Consider the following 19,232-nt stretch of genomic DNA (forward strand, 5'->3'; position numbering starts at 1 on the left):
AATTCTTAATTCCTAATTATTTTAGAATCCAATTACCGCACCTCCAGCTACTTCTTCGATAGCCAGTTTGTCAAACCGTGGATCCAGTCTTGCAAACTTGCTGCGGATATCTTTTAAGATTTCAGGATCGAAACAACCGATCAGATTCGGGAATCTCTTTCTGAGGATATCTTCCCATTTCAAACCATTGTAAACAGTCACACGGGCACCTGCAGGGAATTGGGTAATATCTGCCGTACCATAGAAACCACGGGTGAAATAAGGATACGCACCTGCCGGAATGGATAAACGGAATTTGGAAAGCGAAGCTGTACCGATCACTTTCTGATCTACCACATCAGGTTGTAAACGGGATGCAGCTGTCAGGAAAGTCTTGGTAGCCAGCAACTGTTGTCCTTTACCTACTTCATATATACCCAGATCAAAGAGCTGTTTAGGATCTACCTTCTGCGCCAGCGCACCAACGCGTTTGGCGATGTCCAGATATGGTATCATCGTTGGACAGGTCTTGATCCAGATCTTTCTGAAAGGAATTCTTTCGTAACCGATCTTGGCCAGTTCAGGGAATGGCGGACGACCTCCAGGTCCGAAATACTGTGTCTCGTCAGATAAACTGCCGTAAGTTGCTTTGGTGATGTAATTGTTTGCTGGTAAACCATCCCAGGTTAACAGGTAGGTTTCCGGAGAAAGATCTTTGAGGATAGCGTCCAGTTCATCTGTACCTGCCGTCCTGCCGCCGGCATCAGTCGTGGAATTATTGGATGACTGTGGATTAGCTTGCTGTTCTTTTCTGCAGGAGAATAACGACAGAGTAGCCAACGCAGCTACGCCTGCGAACAATAGATGTTTGCGCATTTTTTTGGGGTTTGTGGTTAATAATGAAATTGATGACTCAAAATTCCATTAATTAACCTTTCCCATCAAGTGCAAAAACACCTGTTTTACTACGTATAAATACGCAAACAACAGAAAATCAACGGATGAGCCGTGGGTTTGCAGCTCATCCGTTGTTCAATTTCTTTCAATCGTTCTTTCCTATCTCAGGAACAGGATACGACCGGACTCACTCTCTTTGTAAGTACCGCTTACACTGTCAAACGTATACGTACAGATAGTGAAATGGGCCCATTCGCAGATGTAATCATAGTCTCTGATACCAGCTTCATAGAACTGGCCATTGCTGGATCTGAAATACTTGGTTTCAGCTTTCGCAGCTTTTGTCTGCATGTTAGTCGCTACAGCAGTGCCAGCAGCAAGAATAACGGCTACCGCCATTAATGAGAATCTTAATTTTTTCATTATAGGTTTGATTTTGCAGGTGATGGGGCTAACAAGCGGAGGAATATATTTTATCTCAGGAACGAGATCTTACCGTACTTACTTCTTTTGTACGTACCAGTAGCACTGTCAAATACATATGTACAGGTACCGAATTGAGACCATTCGCACACATAGTCATATCCCTCTACACCAGCAACAGCATAACCGCTGCCATTCCAGTAATATTGAGTTACCTCGCGAAGCGTATTTGTTTTTACAGTGGTTGCTAATGCCGACCCGGCGCCAAGAATTACAGCCAGTGCTAAAAATGAGAATCTAACTTTTTTAAGTTTCATGGGTTTACATTTTGTGGGTGACAGGGTTAACAAGAATAAAACAGGATACCGAAATTTTCATGGATGATAAAAGGCCGTCTTTCCTTCATTGGTGCAACGAAGATATAATAACCTGCTGCATCCCGACAGCAGTTGTGAAATTGATATTATAATATTCCTTACCTTTGCGTCAGAATAACACAAAGTTTGAACATGAAACCCTTTCACAGTTATCAGAACCCCTCCCTCGCAGTGGACCTGGTCGTATTCGGTTATAGCAAACAACAGCTTGCCGTCCTGTTACTTAACAGGAAAGAAGAACCGTTTAAAGACCGCTGGGTACTGCCCGGAGCCTTCCTGCAAATGGAAGAACGCTTCCGTGATACCTGTTCAAGGGTACTGAAAACGAAGCTGGGTATGGACGATGTCTATATGGAACAGCTGTATTCCTTTGACGAACCGGAACGTGATCCCCGTGGACGTGCCATTGCCGTAGCCTACTATGCACTCGTTAACCCCGCCCGTGTAGCCATTTCAGCTGGTAATATGGCCAATGACGTCGCATGGTTCAATATCAGGGAACTCCCCAAACTGGGCTTCGACCACCATGCCATCTTTGAGATCGCCCTGCAAAGGCTCCGTTCCAAGATCACCTATTTCCCGGTAGGTTTTGAACTGCTGGACGAGTTGTTCACCATGCCTGAACTGCATGAACTGTATGAATGTATTCTGGATACCACCATCGACCGCCGCAATTTCAGACGGAAGATCATGGACTCAGAATATATTATCAACACCGGAAATAAACGGGAAGGCGCACAAAACAGACATCCCGATCTGTATAAATTCAATAAGAAGCTGAAAAAGAACAGCTTCCAGATAAATGTATGATAACGATGAAATACAACAACGATTGGTTAATCCGCAGGTACAAGACAAAAGAAAAATTAAACTTCACCTTCTTCTGGGGACACAAAGGTGAACCCGGCAACGTGACAAAAAGCTGCTTCAGTCAATGGTGGCCCGCTGCTTTTACAGATGGAACACATACTTATGCAACCGCTGAACACTGGATGATGGCAGGTAAAGCACGCCTGTTTAAAGATCCCGTTACCGAACAGGAAATATTGCAGACCTCAGACCCTGCCACTGCCAAAAAACTAGGTAGAAAAGTAGCCCACTTTGATACTGCCGCTTGGGACGCTGAAAAATTCACCCTCGTCGTACAGGGAAACTTCCTGAAATTTTCTCAATACCCTAAAATGCAGGAATTCCTGATCAGCACCGGTGATAGTATCATCGTAGAAGCCAGTCCCCTCGACAGAATATGGGGCATCGGTATGGGCGCAAATCACGAACACGCAGCCAACCCCTTACTATGGAAAGGTCAGAACCTCCTGGGCTACGCCCTGATGGAGGTCAGAGACCAGTTAAAACAACAATGAAATGAACGAAAAACAAACAAAAAGCATCAGTAAATTTATGAGTCTGGTGCTCCGACATCAACCCGAAACCATCGGGATCACACTGGATGAAAATGGATGGACAGATGTACAGGAACTGTTAACCCGGATGAGTCAACACAAACACCCGATCACATTAGGTCAGCTCCAGGAAGTAGTCGAAACCAATGACAAAAAACGTTTCTCCTTTAGTGAAGACGGCACTAAAATACGCGCCAGTCAGGGCCACTCCGTAGAAGTCTCCCTGGGACTGGATCCTGTTACGCCGCCTGAATACCTGTATCACGGTACTGTCGCCAGATTCCTGGACAGTATTAAAAAGGAAGGTCTGCAGAAGATGAGCCGTCAGCACCTGCATCTCAGTAAAGACAGAGAAACCGCTGTCAATGTTGGCAGCCGCAGAGGTGCGCCCTATATCCTGACCATCAGAACAGGGCAGATGCACAGAGATGGATTCCTGTTTTACCTGTCAGACAATGGCGTATGGTTAACTGACCATGTACCCCCTGCCTACATTGAAATCTAGCCCCATGAGCTACAAAGATTATATCAAAGACGCCCTGCTGGGCGTCGCTACCGGTGATGCCTTAGGCGTACCGGTAGAATTCCGGTCACGCCGGTCCCTGTCAGAAGACCCTGTAACCGACATGCGTAGCTATGGTACGCACGGTCAGCCGGCAGGTACCTGGTCAGATGATAGTTCGCTGACCTTCTGTCTCGCAGAAATGCTCTGCGGCGAATACGACCTGCAAAACCTGGCCAACCGTTTCGTGAACTGGATGCAGTATGCCTACTGGACACCACATGGAAATGTATTTGACATTGGTTTTGCTACCCGTGATGCCATCCTTAACCTGGGCCGGGGCGTATCTCCTGTAATGGCGGGTGGTATCCACGAACAGAGTAATGGTAACGGCTCTCTCATGCGTATTCTGCCTTTGTTATTTTATATAAAAGACATGTCTATAGAAGAGCGGTACCGGCACACGCAGGAAGTATCCTCACTGACACACAGGCATCAACGCTCCATTAACGGCTGTTTTATTTACCTCGAAATGGCGCGGGCCATCTTACAGGGACAAACACCTGAACAGGCCTATCAGACGATCTGTGACACCCTTCCGTCATTCCTCAAAAATGACGAGATCTATTACTACGACCGCGTCCTGTTCGGCCAGTTAAGGGAATGTAAGGATACCGATATCCGGGGTGGCGGCTATGTCGTACATTCCCTGGAAGCGGCTATCTGGTGCCTTTTACACACCAGCTCTTATGCGGATGCAGTCCTGAAGGCTGTCAACCTGGGAGAAGATACAGACACAACAGGCGCTGTTACCGGCGGACTGGCAGGATTGACCTACGGATGGGCCACAATTCCGGCCGACTGGCTAAATGTTTTGGCAAAAAGGGATGCAATTGACGTACTGATTACTAACTTGCAGGCCAAAATTTACAGGTAAATGGCCCGGACGTTTGTAATTGGGGATATTCATGGCGCACTGAGAGCACTGGAACAGATCATCGGAAAAATCAAGCCGAAAGCTGCCGATACGCTTATATTTCTGGGCGATTATGTAGATGGCTGGTCACAATCCGCACAGGTGATCGACTACCTCATGCAACTCGATCAACAGTATAAATGTATTTTCATTAAAGGGAACCATGACGCATGGTGTGAATCATGGTTAATGGGCTCCCTTCCGGATCCTACCTGGGTATTCAATGGAGGCCAGGCCACCATTGACAGTTATTCCAATCTTACACAGGTACAAAAGAACATCCATATTGCATTCTACAACAGGATGAAAGATTATGTCATTGACGCGGAAAACAGACTGTTCATACATGCGGGTTTCACTTCAATGCACGGTCCGGCAATGGAACGCTTTGAAGGTAATACCAGATGGGACAGAACACTATGGGAAACAGCGCTGGTAATGGGTAAGCGCATCAAAAGAGACTCAATTCTTTATCCCAAACGGATGAAATTGTTTAACGAAATATACATCGGTCATACGCCTACCATCAACTACGATGTATTTGTACCTATGAATGGAGGAAATGTCTGGAACGTTGACACTGGAACAGCTTTCTACGGAAAACTCACAGCAATGGATATCGCAACAAAAAAGTTCTGGCAAAGCGATCCGGTAAGAGAACTATACCCAGATGAAAAAGGCAGGAACCGTTAGCTCCGCAATAATCGCAACTCTTTTCTTACAAGCGGAAAATCGCTGTCATTGACATCGGTCTCATAATAATAAACAGTACCATCTTCCAGCACGATCCGTTTTTCAAGGTCCTCATCGCTGATATATTCACAGGCGGTGGGGATATACCAGTAATCGGAAATACGGAGCCACCTGCCGTCGCTATACGACCAGGTGCTGACAGTATACGTACATGCACGCATCGACTGCTCGAAAACAGATATTTCATCTTTACCATCGCCATTCAGATCTCCTTCATTCACCAAACGGATGTGCCTGCCGGTGATGACCGGCATAGCTCTGATATCAGCTGCTGAAAAACGCACGATATACTGATATTCCATATTCGATTCAACTTCTTCTCCATTTCCTTCACGACCTCTCTTAGCGTAAAAAACACCATACCCGGTGTCTTGTCTGAAATCGCCATCAAAATCACCCAGAATATGCACAGTATCCGGTATAAGCTGTAACTCTTCAGGAGGAGCGTCCAGCATCATCATACCCGTGTCAACAGGCGCTTCTGCCATATTATTTACTGTCGTTGCACTAACATTCTCTTTTGGGGACTCTACAGTGGAATGGCATGCTGATAAAAAAAGGAGACCTAAGGCATAAAGGGATCTTTGCATCTCACATGAATTACGAATTAGAGAACTAAAGTATCACTTTATTTATTAAGAATATCCCTTTTTTGTCCATTTTAGAGTGGGAACGTTTGCGTAAATATTTACCCTCACTTCTGAGCGCTCAGCTTTCAAATCCTGTAATTTCAGGATGAAATAAAAACCCCCGTCCCGTTATGAGAACACAACTACTACTGGCACTCGCGTGCCTTCTTGGAGAAGGTATGGCCTATGCACAAACCCCTTTGTATGTTGCCCCCGGCGGTTCCGCCTCCAACCCCGGCACCAGCATCAACGCACCAACTACACTCGCAACCGCTTTAGCAACTATTCCTGCTGGCGGCACTATTTATCTGAGAGGAGGCACTTATAGTTTATCCGCGTCTGTTATTATTCCTGCTACGAACAATGGTACAGCTTCTACCAACAAAAACGTTGTTGCTTACAGCTCAGAAGTCCCTGTACTTGACTTCTCCGCGCAGGCAATTGCTGATGCTAACCGCGGACTGGTACTGGATGGCGACTACTGGCATTTCACCGGCATAACCATTACCGGCGCAGGTGACAATGGTATGCTACTGGCAGGCAATAACAACATCATTGAGAAATGTATCTTTAGTAAAAACCACGACAGCGGACTACAACTCAGCCGCTACGTAACGAGTAACACAACGATCGGCTCATGGCCTTCCAACAACCTCATTCTAAACTGTGAAGCATTTGACAACCAGGACCCCGATAATGAAGATGCGGATGGTTTCGCCGCTAAACTAACCTGTGGTACCGGTAATATCTTCAGAGGTTGCATCTCTCATCACAACATTGATGATGGATGGGACCTCTATGCAAAGAGTGATACAGGGCCTATCGGTCCGGTAACCATTGACAACTGCGTAGCTTACAGCAATGGTACACTCAGCACCGGTAGCACTTCCGGCAATGGTGACAAAAACGGATTCAAGCTCGGTGGCTCTGGTATTGCGGTCAATCATATCATACGCCGTAGCGTGGCATTTAACAACGGTCACCACGGATTTACCGACAACAACAACCCCGGTAATATCGAAGTGACCAACAATACCAGCTACAACAATGCTGAGTCTAATTTTAACTTCAGAGAAGGCAGTACCGCTACCTTCCGCAACAATCTTTCTTTTAATGCAGGCTCCAGCGACAAGAGCAATGGCACCGAAGTGGGTGCCAGCAATGTGTGGTGGAAAAACAATGTCAGCACCAACAGTGGCGGTCTGGTTGTAAGCAGCGCTGATTTTATTTCAACGTCTCCATCTGTAGGCAAAAACACGGATGGTAGTCCGAATCTGGGCAACTTCCTCGCCCTGGCTTCCGGTAGCGATATGATCAATGCAGGTGTTATTACCAGCGGTATCACCTACAGTGGTTCTGCTCCGGATATAGGCGCGCGTGAATCAGGCAGTACGACCAATCCGGGCACATATTCTCTCAGCATCTCGGCATCTCCTGCTGCCGGAGGAACTGTTACTGCCAGCCCGAATGCGGCGGCTTATACAGCAGGTACAGTAGTCACCCTTACTGCTGCTCCGACGAGTGGTTATACCTTCTCCGGATGGAGTGGTGCCGCTAGTGGCACAGCTACTACCACAACGGTAACCATGAACAGCAACCTGGCTGTTACGGCCAGCTTTACAGCCAGTAATGGTGGCGGCGGCGGTAATACACTACGCATTGACGATGCAGCTACTACAACCAGCGGTTATTGTGGCGCTGATGGCAGTCGTCAGAACAGCTATAGCGGCGCCGATGGTGGGTATTACATCAATCTGTCCAACTCCGCGTCCAAAGGTGTGAATTACAGCATTACAGTTCCTGCTGCCGGTACTTATTCCTTTGTATGGAGATATTCCAACGGTGGCGCAAACGTCTCTACTACAGCGAGATTACTGGTAAACGGCAACACAGCTGTATCCAGCGTATCATTCCCTAAAACAAGTGCATGGACGTCCTGGACAACGACAGCCGCTGTTACAGCTACACTGGCCGCCGGCACAAATACGGTTCGTATAGAAACCACCGCTTCAACGGAATTTGCAGTTATCGACTGGCTGGAAGTAACAGGTAATAGTCCTGCTGCGGGTACCTGTGGCAGTTCATTACTGAATACGCTGTCTTATCAGCATGGAGCAGAAGAAACAGCTGCCATCAGTGAAGCTGCGAAGGTCTATCCGAACCCTGTAGTGAACAATGCCACTATCAGTTTCTATAACAGGAAGGAAACAAGGGTAGCAGTGAAGATATTTGATGCCAATGGTGCATTGATCAGCAATGTGAGCAATCAGCTTTATCCTGCGGGTCAGAACCAGATCAACGTCGATTGTAGCAGACTGGTGAAAGCCGTTTACTTTATCCGCGTAGAACGGAATGGTAACAATGAAACACTAAGAGTGGTGAAGCAATAATGGTCTTATCCGATAAGTATTGGTAATTTCCTGGATGAAAGCCTGGTCTGTAAAGATCAGGCTTTCTTTTTATCTCTTTACATTTATTACACCGTCCAGTGTTCTTTACGGATGATCTCCTCCAACCGCACTTTATCCTCTGTCATCTGTGGTTCCAGTCCCAGTTGCTGCATCAGACTATACGTGTTAATAACACCTTCTTTGAACCAGGGCATTTCCCTGCTAAGGGTCATGAACTTGGCGAAGGCTTTCATATAATCACCTTTCTGCACAAGATAAGTGGCGTGTGCAGAACGGAAATGTGGATAATGATAGAATTCACAGGCAATACTATCCCATAATGACTCCGTTACGGCAGTATCACCTCTCAGCATAGCCACCGCATATACCGGGGAATGTAAAAGATCGCTGTCAAATCCCACCAGTTCATGAATAGTCAGCGACTTTCTGGTATCGCTCGTCAATTTGATCTTCAGCACCTCATTATAGATATCGTGCGCCCGTTCCTGTTGGTGGGTATGATGCCAGATATCTCCCAGGAGAATCTTTGCCTTCATGTGATTAGGCACCAGACTAAGCGCCTTTTCTGCCCGTTCCTGTGCCTCTTTATACCTCGTCAGGATAAAATAAGCCCTGGCCACCGCCATGTGAAAATTGGCGTCGGTCAGATCTGGTCCGGTGGCATATTCCACCGCAATCTTCAGTGCGTGCTCCGGATAGCGATCGATGTTATAACGCTCAATTACCTGCCAGAGCTTTAGTGACTCTCTGATAGAGTTGTCCAGTACCTTGTAAATGATCCCCCTTTTGTCCCAAACTGATTTTACCTGTTTCCATTCTTCAAATGCTTCCGGAAATGCCAACGCGAAGGGAATCACTTCGTTAGTCTCTTCCGAACGTACCCGCATGTTCATTTCCCCCTTTGGCCGGCTTGTATAACGGGAAGCGGCGGCGAGGAACTCTTTGTCAAAAATGTCGATGTCTGTCAATGCTGACGCGGGAACTGCCCGCTTATTCCTGTTGTTTCGAAGGCCAAATAGATTAGCGAAAAAGCCCATAGTCGATATAGCTGTATTGTTCCGCAAGATATATAAATTATATACATATTATTTATTATACCATTTGAATAAATTCTCACACGCAGTCAACAAATCTTTTTAAATTAGAGAAGGAAGCGAAGTATTCATATTTTTTCATATATCAACCAGAATGTCAATCTCAAGAAGAGCCTTCTTATCCCAAACCGGGAAAGTTGCGGCTGCCTATCCGGCTATGCTGGCCTTAGGAATGCTGCCTCCCGCACCCGCCCACGCCTTCGCACTCCGGGGCACGGGGAACGGTAAACGTATTGTTATCCTCGGCGCAGGCCTCGCCGGACTCACAGCCGCCTACGAACTCACAAAGCTGGGCTATCAGTGTACCCTCCTCGAAGCAAGGAACAGGGCAGGTGGCAGATGCTGGAGTATCCGGAAAGGGACCGTCCACCAGGAAACAGATATCGCTGCACAAACCGCCCGGTTTGACGAAGGCATGTACTTTAATGCCGGTCCCTCGCGCATTCCGCATCATCACGAACTGACCATGCACTATTGCCGGGAACTACAGGTACCTATACAGGTCTACAATAACGTGAACGAGGCTACTTACCTCTTCGCCGAAGGCAAAGGCCCCCTGTCCAATAAAAAGATCAGGGCCCGGGAAATCCATAATGACCTCCGTGGGTATACAATGGAACTCCTGGCCAAGGCAGTCGATCAGCAAAAGATTGATACCGCCCTTTCCAAAGAAGATACCCGGAAGATATTGGAATACCTCCGGGCAGAAGGCGGACTCGATATCGACAAACTCTACAAGGCATCCGACAGAAGAGGATTTACCGAACAACCGGGCGCCGGAGACAAACCCGGAAAAATAGATAATCCGCATAAACTGGCGGATATCATTTCCTCCGGACTGGCCGATCCGGACTTCTATAACGTGGCAGAATACACGTATGAACTCCAGATGACCATGTTCCAGGCCGTCGGTGGTATGGACAATATATCCAAAGCATTTGAGCAACGCCTGGGTAAAATGATCCGGTACAACTGTGAAGTGACGGATATCCTTAATCAGCCGGAAGGTGTAAAAGTCCTCTATAAGGATAAAAAAGGCGAGGGAGCCATTCAGGCAGACCTCTGTATATGTACGCTGCCACTCCCCGTATTAAGCAATATCAGGCATAATTTCTCTTCTGATGTAAGCAGGGCCATCGACTATGTACCTTACATGGTCACCGGAAAGATCGGTATGCAATTCAAAAGAAGGTTCTGGGAAGAAGATGAACAGATCTTCGGCGGCATCACCCATACCAATAACGAACTCACCCAGATCTTTTATCCCTCCTATGACTACCTCAGTAAAAAGGGCATCTTACTAGGCTATTACAATTTCCATGATAAGGCGAAACGGGTAGGTAACCTGACACACGCCGAAAGGGAAAAACTGGCCATGGAGAAAGGTAGCCTGATACATGCCCAGTATCCGAAAGAGTTTGAAACGTCCTTTTCTGTCAGCTGGCACAAGACGCCCTATAGTATGGGCGGATGGGGTTTATATACAGACGCCACCCGGCAGACGCATTATAAAAGTCTATTACAACCCGACAAACAGGTATACTTCGCAGGTGAACATACCACCTACCTCAATGCCTGGATGGCAGGTGCATTCGAATCGGCAAGAAGAACGGTAGCTGATATACACGCACGCGTAACAGATCAACGTATTTCCTATCCCACTGCCACCGGCAGCTGACGTATAGATATTCTTTACAACCAAAACGAATTGCTATGAGTACCACCAACTCCATGAACAGACGTAACTGGCTGAAAACAACGGCGCTGTTTACCGGGGGATTCACCATGCTCCCGCCAGTCCTCAGCCGGCTGCAGGCAGCGCCCGTTGCCGGCAATAGTACTGCTTATGCCACAGACTTCACCATTTCACCCAAATTGCCGGTCAATCTGAAAGCCCGGCTCTTTGCCAATGAAAACCCATTTGGGCCTTCTCCTGCCGCTAAAAAGGCCATTATGGAGGCAGTAACGACCAGTTATCAATATCCCATCAGACTGATCCCCGAACTGGAAGCAAAGATCTGCGCCTATGAAGGCATTACGCCTGATATGCTCATGATCAGCTCCGGTTCCTCTCCGCTGTTGTTAGGTACCGCTGTAAGTCTGTTAGGAAGCGGTGGCAACATCGTCACTGCCGATCCTACCTACGATGATCTGCCAACCCGCTGTGAAAAGGTCAACGCCAAATGGATCAAGGTCCCTTTGACAAAGGACTATACACACGATCTGGATGCCATGGAACAGGCTATCACGTCTGACACCAAACTTGTTTACATCTGTAATCCAAACAATCCAACGGGTACTATCGTTGATAAGGACAAACTCAAAGCATTCTGCGAGAGAGTATCTCAGAAAGCCACCGTATTTGTTGATGAGGCCTATATTGATTATCTGCCGGATGCAGACAGCACCACACTTATCGGCAATGTGAAGAAGGGACAGAACATCATCGTGGCGCGTACCTTCTCCAAAGTGTACGGTCTGGCCGGTCTGCGTATCGGATATATCGTCGCACCTCCTGCTATCATTGCCAGGTTACAGCCTAACACCTCCTGTAGCTGGGCAGCACTTTCTGCACCCGCTATCAGCGGCGCACTGGCCAGTTACCAGGACAAAACCTATATGCAGGAAGTAGTAGCAAAAACCAATGAAAGCAAAAAGTTCCTGTACGAAGCATTGAAAGCAGAAGGTTATTCATATATCCCATCGGCTACCAACTTCGTCATGTTCCCGCTCAAAATGGATGGTGAACGCTTCCAGGAAGAAATGATGAAACGGAGCGTAGGCCTGCGCAACTGGAAGATGAACAACAATCACTGGTGCAGGATCAGTATCGGCCGGATGGATGAAATGCAGGCATTCGCAGCTGCATTCAAGGAATTATCTTAACAAAATCATTGTATGAAAAAATATCTGCTGACATTACTTTGTTCTTTTCTCGTATTACAATTGCTCGCGCAATCCCGTCCTATGACAATGGCGGAATATGTAAAAGCAAAATCATTTACCGTAAAAGATCTCGATAACGACACCTACGTCAAATTCAACAATGAATACGTACTGGACCGCTATGAGATGCGTAAGCCCTATCTCATTACCGGCGATGACGGGCAGAAGAAAAGGATTGACCTATACCGTCTCGTCGCGAAAGACAGCATGCTGGATATTGCTACCGTCATCTTCTATACCAATGAAGCCGGCAAACTATACACCGCTGTCATGCCCTTATTCAACAGTAATCCTGATATCTGGAATCAATACTTTGAAGATATTCACGCAACCGACAAAGTGGAGAAAAACTATGTTTTGAAACTCTCTTATGTGCTATCCAAAGAATTCAGTTACCAGTTGTACAAGTCGATGAATGCCGGTAAAGACGTGAAAGAAGAAGCAGGCACCTATGGCACTGACATCTGCTTCCCTGGCGATCAGCTGGTCAATCTGGCCAATGGTGCACAGAAAGCCTTACGTGATATCCGTCCGGGTGATGAGATCATCAGTCCGGATGCAAATACCCATAAAACAAGCACTATCCGGGTAAAAGAACTGGTACAACATACCGCAGAAAACTATGCCATCACACGCCTGCTGGTAATACATGCCACAGAAAACAATACAGCCGGTATGCATGAAGTCCTGTTATCAAACAAGGTACTGCAGGCTACGCCGAATCATCCTGTACTGACGGTAGCTGGTAAAAAGCAAATGGGATCGGTTACTACCGGTGATCAGCTGCTGTGCATGGATGAACACACCAAAACACTCGTCACATATACTGTTATTAACAAAACAGAATCTGCCGGTGGAAAACAACCGGTGTACAACATCATTGCAGCAGGTGGTGACGCCTTCATGATGAATAATATCATGGTTTTACAGAAATAAACCAGATAGCGGTAAAGATAAAAGGCAGTTCACCTTGCGATGAACTGCCTTTCTTTTTATCAGATCGTTGCCAATACTTTACCGGCAATGTTGTTCGGTACCAGCTGATAATCCTGGAAGGTCACGGAAGCAGCGGCTCTGCCGGATGACAGCGTACGCAGCGTCGTCACATATCCAAACAGATCAGACAAAGGCGCTTCTGCTTTGATATACTGTGCACTCGCTTTCATTTCCATTCCTTTGATCACACCACGTCGTCTGTTCAGATCACCGGTGATAACGCCGGTATGTTCTTCAGGCAAGGTCACCTCTACGCTCATAAAAGGCTCCAGTAAACGGGGAGCGGCTTTTTTCGCAGCATGACGAAAGCCCAGGATCGCAGCATGTTCAAAGTCCTGTGCGTGAGAGTCCTTCACGTGCACAGATCCATCCAGTAAACGCACTTTCATAGATTGTACCGGATAACCAGCCAATGCACCGGTCTTCATCGCTTCTTCAAATCCTTTCTTCACAGAAGGAATGAATTCACGGGGGATCGCACCACCAGTCACTTCATTCACAAATTCAAGCCCCGCCTGTCCGTCTTCGCGTGGAGACAATTCAAACACAATCTCTGCGAAACTACCGGAACCGCCATTCTGCTTACTATACACTTCCTTGTGTTCAATCGCCTGCGTGAACAGTTCCTTGTAGGCGATCTGTGGCTGACCTTTACTGATCTCCACATGATAGTCGGTGGCCAGTTTTTCCAGCACAACTTCCAGGTGCAGTTCGCCCATACCTTTCAGGATGGTTTGACCGGAAGCGGGATCCACACTGACACTCAACGTAGGATCTTCTTCGACCAGTTTAGACAGGGCCTCACTCAACTTACTCACATCTTTCGCCACTTTCGCCTCGATCGCGTAGCCGATCATCGGTTCGGGGAAACTGATCTTTTCGAGCAACACCGGTTGGTCCGGATCAGATAAAGTATCACCAGTGCGTACGTCTTTCAATCCTACAACAGCACCAATATCACCAGCAGTGATCGCATCCGCAGTCTCATATTTATCAGACATGATACGCATCAGGCGACTGATACGCACATGTTTACCCGTACGACTGTTCCACACGGAGTCACCAGTACGCAAGACACCGGAATACACCCTGACCATCGTCAGCTTACCGGCATAATCATCAGAAATGATCTTAAATGCCAGGGCAGCAAACGGACTTTCTTCCGCAGCCGTGAGCATCCTGCTTTCTTCTGTCTCTGCATCCACCGCATGGATCTGTGGCATATCAACCGGAGCAGGCAGATAACGCACAACAGCATCCAGTAAAGGCTGTACGCCCTTATTACGATAAGCAGCACCAGCCAGTACAGGTATTACCTGCATCTGTAAGGTGGTCTGACGTAAGGCACGATAGATGTCTTCCGCAGCTACAGTCGCCGGATCATTTGTATAATTACCGAAGATCACTTCATCATACAAAGACAACTCTTCCAGCAACGCTATACGGGCCTGCATTGCATCTTCCTGCATATGCGCAGGGATATCTGTGATGGTGTAAGACTTACCATCATCACCATTCCAGACGTAAGCCTGCATAGTGATCAGGTCAATCACACCGGAGAAATCATCTTCAGCACCAATAGGTATCTGCACAGGCACGGCATTCGCGTGTAACATATCACGGATCTCTTTCACTACGCGACGGAAGTCAGCACCTTGTCTGTCCATCTTATTGATCATAATAATGCGGGGTACATTATAACGGTTCGCCTGTTGCCATACTGTTTCGGATTGCGGCTGCACACCTGATTTCGCACAGAATACAGCAATAGCGCCATCCAGTACACGCAGGGAACGTTCTACTTCAGCAGTGAAGTCAACGTGGCCCGGTGTATCAATGATGTTCACCTGGTATTTAGTATTATCTAATTGCCAGTAGGTAGTGATCGCAGCAGAAGAGATAGTGATACCTCTTTTTTCTTCCTGCGGATCGCTGTCCATCACCGTGTTTCCTTCATCTACGCTACCCAGCTTGTGTGTAAGTCCTGTATAATAAAGCATGCGTTCAGTAACAGTCGTTTTACCTGCATCGACATGCGCCATGATTCCTATATTTCTGAAGTTATCCAATCGTTTCATCGTTGTTGATTTTAAAGCCAAATAAAAAAGCCTTCCGTTCTGGTAACGGAAGGCTTCTCGCAATATGCAAAGCACTGACGTTACCGGACTAGCGGTTTAAATAAAAGAGTCAATGTTTTGATAATAGCTTTCATATTGCTTGTTATAAATAATGTTATTAATGAACTGTAAATAGTGGGAGAATGGGGGAGACAAAATAAAAAGGCCTCTTCGGATGAAGAGGCCTCTGAAGAATATCCAGACACAATAATTAACCTCTTACATCCGGGCAAGGATTTGCCTCCCCGTTCTTAATAAAGACAATACAGGTACTAGCAATTACTGCTCTTATTGCAGCACTTGCGTTGAACGCTGATTGATATGTAAGAATGTTTGTCATTGTGATTTATGCTTTTTAAAATCGTGTACAAATGTACGAAGAATTTCGATATAAAAATCAATCAATGCAGGGTATTGCTTTAACACATGGTTAACTTTCACGCTAACTGATTGAATGATATACGCTTGATTTTATTAAAGGGAAAGACCGTAACTCGCAGTCCATTTTTCTTTGATCGCAGCTCTGGCTTCGATAAATTCTTTGTCTGTTCCCTGTGCGATTGCATCCAGCGGATAACGCAGCGGACGGGTACCTTTTTCCATATTTACCAGTGCCAGTACACCGTCGGCAATTACCTGCGGATCCATGTTAAATTCCGCCATCTTACCGAATAAAGCCGTACCGATAGCGCCAAATAATTGCTGTGCCGGTTCACCATATTCAGCTGTAATGTTCTCTTTATCTGCATGCACCCCTGCCTTTCCGCCGTTATTCATCTCTGTCGGATACACACCTGGTTGTATAGATACGTTTTCGATACCATACTGTTTTAACTCATGCTGTGCACCTTCAGTGATTGTTTCTACCGCAAACTTGCCCATCAGGTAAGGCACCATAAAAGGTAATGTAAAGCCGCTGGCGCCGGAGGTGAGGTTAATGATCAATCCGTTCTTTTCTTTACGCATGGATGGTAATACAGCCTGATAAGTGCGGATCACACCATATACATTGACTTCTTCCATCTTTTTGATCTGATCGATGGACCAGGATTCCAGTAATCCGAAACCAGATACGGCTGCGTTATTTACGAGTACATCTATTTTACCATATTTTGCCAGTACAGTAGCCACCGCATTCTTCACAGAAGCATCGTCTGTTACATCCAGTTCGACCACATCTACATTAGGCACTTCACTCAGTTCTTTTGCTGCTGCAGCGTTCCTGTCTGTAACGCCTCTCATTGCAGCGATAACGGTATGTCCTGCTTTTGCCAGACTAAGGGTCATTAATTTACCAAAACCGGTGCTTGTGCCTGTGATCAGTATTATCTTTTTCATGATTGCAATATTTTTTTGTTGTTGATTTTTTGTTTTGTTTACAACACAAAATTGCATCATATCAGGCCTTTGCGCCATTGATTTATATTGGTTAATTTCGTTGATAAATGTCAATGAAACGGTCCCGGTAATCTTCCCATATAACGATAGTCAGACTATACTTATCCTCCCTTGATGCTGCCTTTTAATGGTAGCAATAGCGTAAGATGACTATACTATAACTATAGTATAAAGCCTGTTACATGATCATACAGGCATACTATCTGACCAGATATAACATCTATCCGCTATAACCATATCAATGGATGTCTGACAGGTAAATTTCTCACAACTTCTGCATTTGATGGCTGGTGATCCAGCTTTTTCCAGGTATCCAGCCAGGCCTGCTGCTGCCAGGTATTTGCACCAAATACCAGAAACGGATGCGCGACCGGCCATTCCTCCCAATACATTACATCGGGCTTTTCAGGCCATTTACGCTTGTCTGCCACATAAGGGTACAGGAACTCGATCCCCTTACGGATCGTCCTGCCATCAGGCAATTTATACGTCCAGAGGGGATGATCTGCATCGGAGAGGATCTGGCAGATCGTCACCATGGCATCCAGGTTAAAAAGGGAATAGCCGTAGGGTTTCGTTCTGGCTAATTCCAGCGGGAAACTGCCATCCGCAGCCATCTGATTGGGTAAGAGAACTTCCTGGTATCTTTTCCGGCAGAACTGTAATAAAGTAGTATCACCGGTAAAACGGGCAAAACTGGCCACCTGCATCACCCAGCAGGTACCATGATTGTTCTTTGCATTCATTTCATCCTTTCCATAGGGATGGCTGGTCAGCCATTGCAGATAATCCCCGAACCAGCGCCTGATCCCATCCAGTAAGGTCTTATCAAAAATAGCTGCTTCCTGCATGACCAATACGCCCTGGGCCACTTCCATCAGATGGATCGTATCGATGATACCAATTCCTCTCCCGGTGAAACGGCCCTTTATAGCCTGTGCGTATAACAGATTAGGATGCATGAGGGTAGCTGTATCTGTAAACCAGGCTCTCAGGTGTATCTGTGCTGCGGCGACATATCGCTGGTCATTGGTAATACGGTAAGCGGAAGCCAATGCCCCGATAATACGGCTAAAGCGGATCATGGCCAGCCGGTGGGCAACAAAGTTATCCGGGTTGGTCAAACCGTCCCTTTGCACATAGGGACTATCCGGCTGACCAGCCACCGGCCACCAGTAATCCCCCTCTGAGTAAAAGTCATGTTTACCACCGGCGCTGCGTATACAGCTTTGTGCCGTTACCGTCTCCGGAGACTGTTGTAAAGCCCAGTCAGCTTCTGCCAGTACCTGCTTACGTAAGACAGCGGTAATGGATTTATCAGGCGGAGAAGGCATAAATGCACCACAGCAAAGGAGTAGTAGTAATAAGATTGAGTTTTTCATGGGTTATCAACGTGAACTGATCACATAATACAAAACTAGCCTGATATTTCCCTAACTTGCCCGGATGATGAACAAACTTCCGGTTATCCTGCTGATATTGCTCAGCGCCTGTGCCCAACCTTCTCTTCAGCCTGTTATGGTCGCTAAAAAGATGTTTCAGGTGAATGCAGACGAAAAATTCATCAATGCACATAGTACCGGTGACTATCGTGGTAGCCCAAGCGGACGTGATCTTCCGGCTGATATGCAGCGGTCCTTCCTGCTCTTACAACAGCGGGACGAAACTAGTACCGTAGCCCTCAACCTCAGACAAGGCAATCTGATCGCCGATAAATACCTCTTTTTCACAAAAGACAGCGGTAGCTGGAAACTATCCGGCATTGGTACCCCTACACTGGCGCGGCTTAACGTAAGAAAACTACAGGCCATGCAGGCATTATCACCGGCAGCCATTGACAGTACTTTGCGGGAAGCGCAACAGTATACCGATCCGGAATATAAAACCAGGGAGGAGTTTGATTTTATTGTCAATAGTCTGCAATTGAAATTAGCACCTGATGATACCCTGATCGCACATTTCCATAAATACAGACCTGCGTTTGATAGTCTGCTGATAGCCGCAAAACAGGCCCTCCGGCAACCGTATGATGAATACAACTCACTAGTCAATACAAAAACACCGGCATATCGGCCATTACTGATCAGTAACATCAGTACAGGAGGATTTCTTCCCAAAGAATGTATCGACTTTCACATTCTCTATGACCAGGTAGGTTATCTGTATACACCAGATGAAAAGTATCTGCCCGAACTACGACCTGATAAAGTGATGATGGTAAGAAAATTAGGCAGGGGATGGTATCTGTATAAAGTAGCGATCTATCTATAGGACTAAAAAGGTGAAGGGCCGACCAGCGTAAGTAAAACTTACAGGTCAGCCCTTGTTTTT

At 46.6% G+C, this 19,232-nt stretch carries 18 protein-coding genes; 10 read left to right on the forward strand and 8 right to left on the reverse strand.

What is annotated here, in order from left to right; genetic code table 11:
• Positions 1 to 21: 21 nt before the first annotated feature.
• The 3 genes from BMZ72_RS23185 to BMZ72_RS23195 form a co-directional block, all read right to left on the reverse strand.
• Complete coding sequence (locus BMZ72_RS23185; protein ID WP_089812082.1) at positions 22 to 855, reverse strand: hypothetical protein; 834 nt, start codon at positions 853 to 855, stop codon at positions 22 to 24.
• Positions 856 to 1,035: 180 nt separating this feature from the next.
• Positions 1,036 to 1,299: a DUF6520 family protein gene (locus tag BMZ72_RS23190; RefSeq protein WP_143087760.1), complete on the reverse strand. Its 264-nt coding sequence runs from the start codon at positions 1,297 to 1,299 to the stop codon at positions 1,036 to 1,038.
• Positions 1,300 to 1,349: 50 nt separating this feature from the next.
• Positions 1,350 to 1,616, reverse strand: a complete 267-nt coding sequence (locus BMZ72_RS23195) for a hypothetical protein (protein WP_089812083.1) — start codon at positions 1,614 to 1,616, stop codon at positions 1,350 to 1,352.
• 192 nt (positions 1,617 to 1,808) lie between these two features.
• Here BMZ72_RS23195 and BMZ72_RS23200 point away from each other — a divergent pair, with 192 nt between their 5' ends.
• The 5 genes from BMZ72_RS23200 to BMZ72_RS23220 are packed head-to-tail and all read left to right on the forward strand — an operon-like array spanning position 1,809 to position 5,250.
• Entirely contained in the window at positions 1,809 to 2,486 is a 678-nt protein-coding gene (locus BMZ72_RS23200; protein WP_089812084.1) for an NUDIX hydrolase, read from the forward strand.
• 5 nt (positions 2,487 to 2,491) lie between these two features.
• Positions 2,492 to 3,040 (forward strand): NADAR family protein, encoded by a 549-nt coding sequence (locus BMZ72_RS23205; protein WP_089812399.1) that lies wholly within the window; start codon positions 2,492 to 2,494, stop codon positions 3,038 to 3,040.
• Position 3,041: 1 nt separating this feature from the next.
• The gene (locus BMZ72_RS23210) at positions 3,042 to 3,584 is read left to right on the forward strand and encodes an RNA 2'-phosphotransferase (RefSeq protein ID WP_089812085.1); all 543 of its coding nucleotides are present in this window, start codon (positions 3,042 to 3,044) and stop codon (positions 3,582 to 3,584) included.
• Between the two features lie 4 nt (positions 3,585 to 3,588).
• Entirely contained in the window at positions 3,589 to 4,518 is a 930-nt protein-coding gene (locus BMZ72_RS23215; RefSeq protein WP_089812086.1) for an ADP-ribosylglycohydrolase family protein, read from the forward strand.
• On the forward strand, positions 4,519 to 5,250 hold the full coding sequence (locus BMZ72_RS23220; RefSeq protein ID WP_089812087.1) for a metallophosphoesterase family protein: 732 nt from the start codon (positions 4,519 to 4,521) through the stop codon (positions 5,248 to 5,250).
• Here BMZ72_RS23220 and BMZ72_RS23225 read toward each other — a convergent pair.
• Complete coding sequence (locus BMZ72_RS23225) at positions 5,247 to 5,900, reverse strand: hypothetical protein (protein WP_143087761.1); 654 nt, start codon at positions 5,898 to 5,900, stop codon at positions 5,247 to 5,249. The two genes, BMZ72_RS23220 and BMZ72_RS23225, sit on opposite strands and share 4 nt — an antisense overlap.
• A gap of 170 nt (positions 5,901 to 6,070) precedes the next feature.
• On the opposite strand from BMZ72_RS23225, the gene BMZ72_RS23230 reads away from it, so the two are divergent.
• Entirely contained in the window at positions 6,071 to 8,329 is a 2,259-nt protein-coding gene (locus BMZ72_RS23230) for an InlB B-repeat-containing protein (protein WP_089812089.1), read from the forward strand.
• 86 nt (positions 8,330 to 8,415) lie between these two features.
• On the opposite strand, the gene BMZ72_RS23235 is transcribed toward BMZ72_RS23230, so the two are convergent.
• The gene (locus tag BMZ72_RS23235; protein WP_143087762.1) at positions 8,416 to 9,414 is read right to left on the reverse strand and encodes a tetratricopeptide repeat protein; all 999 of its coding nucleotides are present in this window, start codon (positions 9,412 to 9,414) and stop codon (positions 8,416 to 8,418) included.
• A gap of 124 nt (positions 9,415 to 9,538) precedes the next feature.
• On the opposite strand from BMZ72_RS23235, the gene BMZ72_RS23240 reads away from it, so the two are divergent.
• From BMZ72_RS23240 to BMZ72_RS23250, 3 genes are read left to right on the forward strand one after another with little or no spacing between them, the layout of a single operon-like run.
• Positions 9,539 to 11,122 (forward strand): flavin monoamine oxidase family protein, encoded by a 1,584-nt coding sequence (locus tag BMZ72_RS23240; RefSeq protein WP_177222907.1) that lies wholly within the window; start codon positions 9,539 to 9,541, stop codon positions 11,120 to 11,122.
• A gap of 35 nt (positions 11,123 to 11,157) precedes the next feature.
• Positions 11,158 to 12,330, forward strand: a complete 1,173-nt coding sequence (locus BMZ72_RS23245) for a pyridoxal phosphate-dependent aminotransferase (RefSeq protein ID WP_089812091.1) — start codon at positions 11,158 to 11,160, stop codon at positions 12,328 to 12,330.
• A 12-nt stretch (positions 12,331 to 12,342) separates the two neighbouring features.
• Positions 12,343 to 13,326 carry a Hint domain-containing protein gene (locus BMZ72_RS23250; protein ID WP_089812092.1) on the forward strand — a complete coding sequence of 328 codons (984 nt, stop codon included), beginning with the start codon at positions 12,343 to 12,345 and terminating at the stop codon, positions 13,324 to 13,326.
• 59 nt (positions 13,327 to 13,385) lie between these two features.
• On the opposite strand, the gene fusA is transcribed toward BMZ72_RS23250, so the two are convergent.
• From fusA to BMZ72_RS23265, 3 genes are all read right to left on the reverse strand, one after another.
• Positions 13,386 to 15,464, reverse strand: coding sequence for an elongation factor G (gene fusA / locus BMZ72_RS23255; RefSeq protein WP_089812093.1), 2,079 nt, complete (start codon positions 15,462 to 15,464; stop codon positions 13,386 to 13,388).
• Between the two features lie 513 nt (positions 15,465 to 15,977).
• Positions 15,978 to 16,841, reverse strand: a complete 864-nt coding sequence (locus BMZ72_RS23260; RefSeq protein WP_089812401.1) for an SDR family oxidoreductase — start codon at positions 16,839 to 16,841, stop codon at positions 15,978 to 15,980.
• Between the two features lie 287 nt (positions 16,842 to 17,128).
• On the reverse strand, positions 17,129 to 18,283 hold the full coding sequence (locus tag BMZ72_RS23265; protein WP_089812094.1) for an alginate lyase family protein: 1,155 nt from the start codon (positions 18,281 to 18,283) through the stop codon (positions 17,129 to 17,131).
• Between the two features lie 64 nt (positions 18,284 to 18,347).
• On the opposite strand from BMZ72_RS23265, the gene BMZ72_RS23270 reads away from it, so the two are divergent.
• Positions 18,348 to 19,172, forward strand: a complete 825-nt coding sequence (locus tag BMZ72_RS23270; protein ID WP_143087763.1) for a hypothetical protein — start codon at positions 18,348 to 18,350, stop codon at positions 19,170 to 19,172.
• Positions 19,173 to 19,232 lie beyond the last annotated feature (60 nt).

It is taken from the genome of Chitinophaga sp. YR627, assembly GCF_900114995.1.
Lineage (GTDB): Bacteria > Bacteroidota > Bacteroidia > Chitinophagales > Chitinophagaceae > Chitinophaga.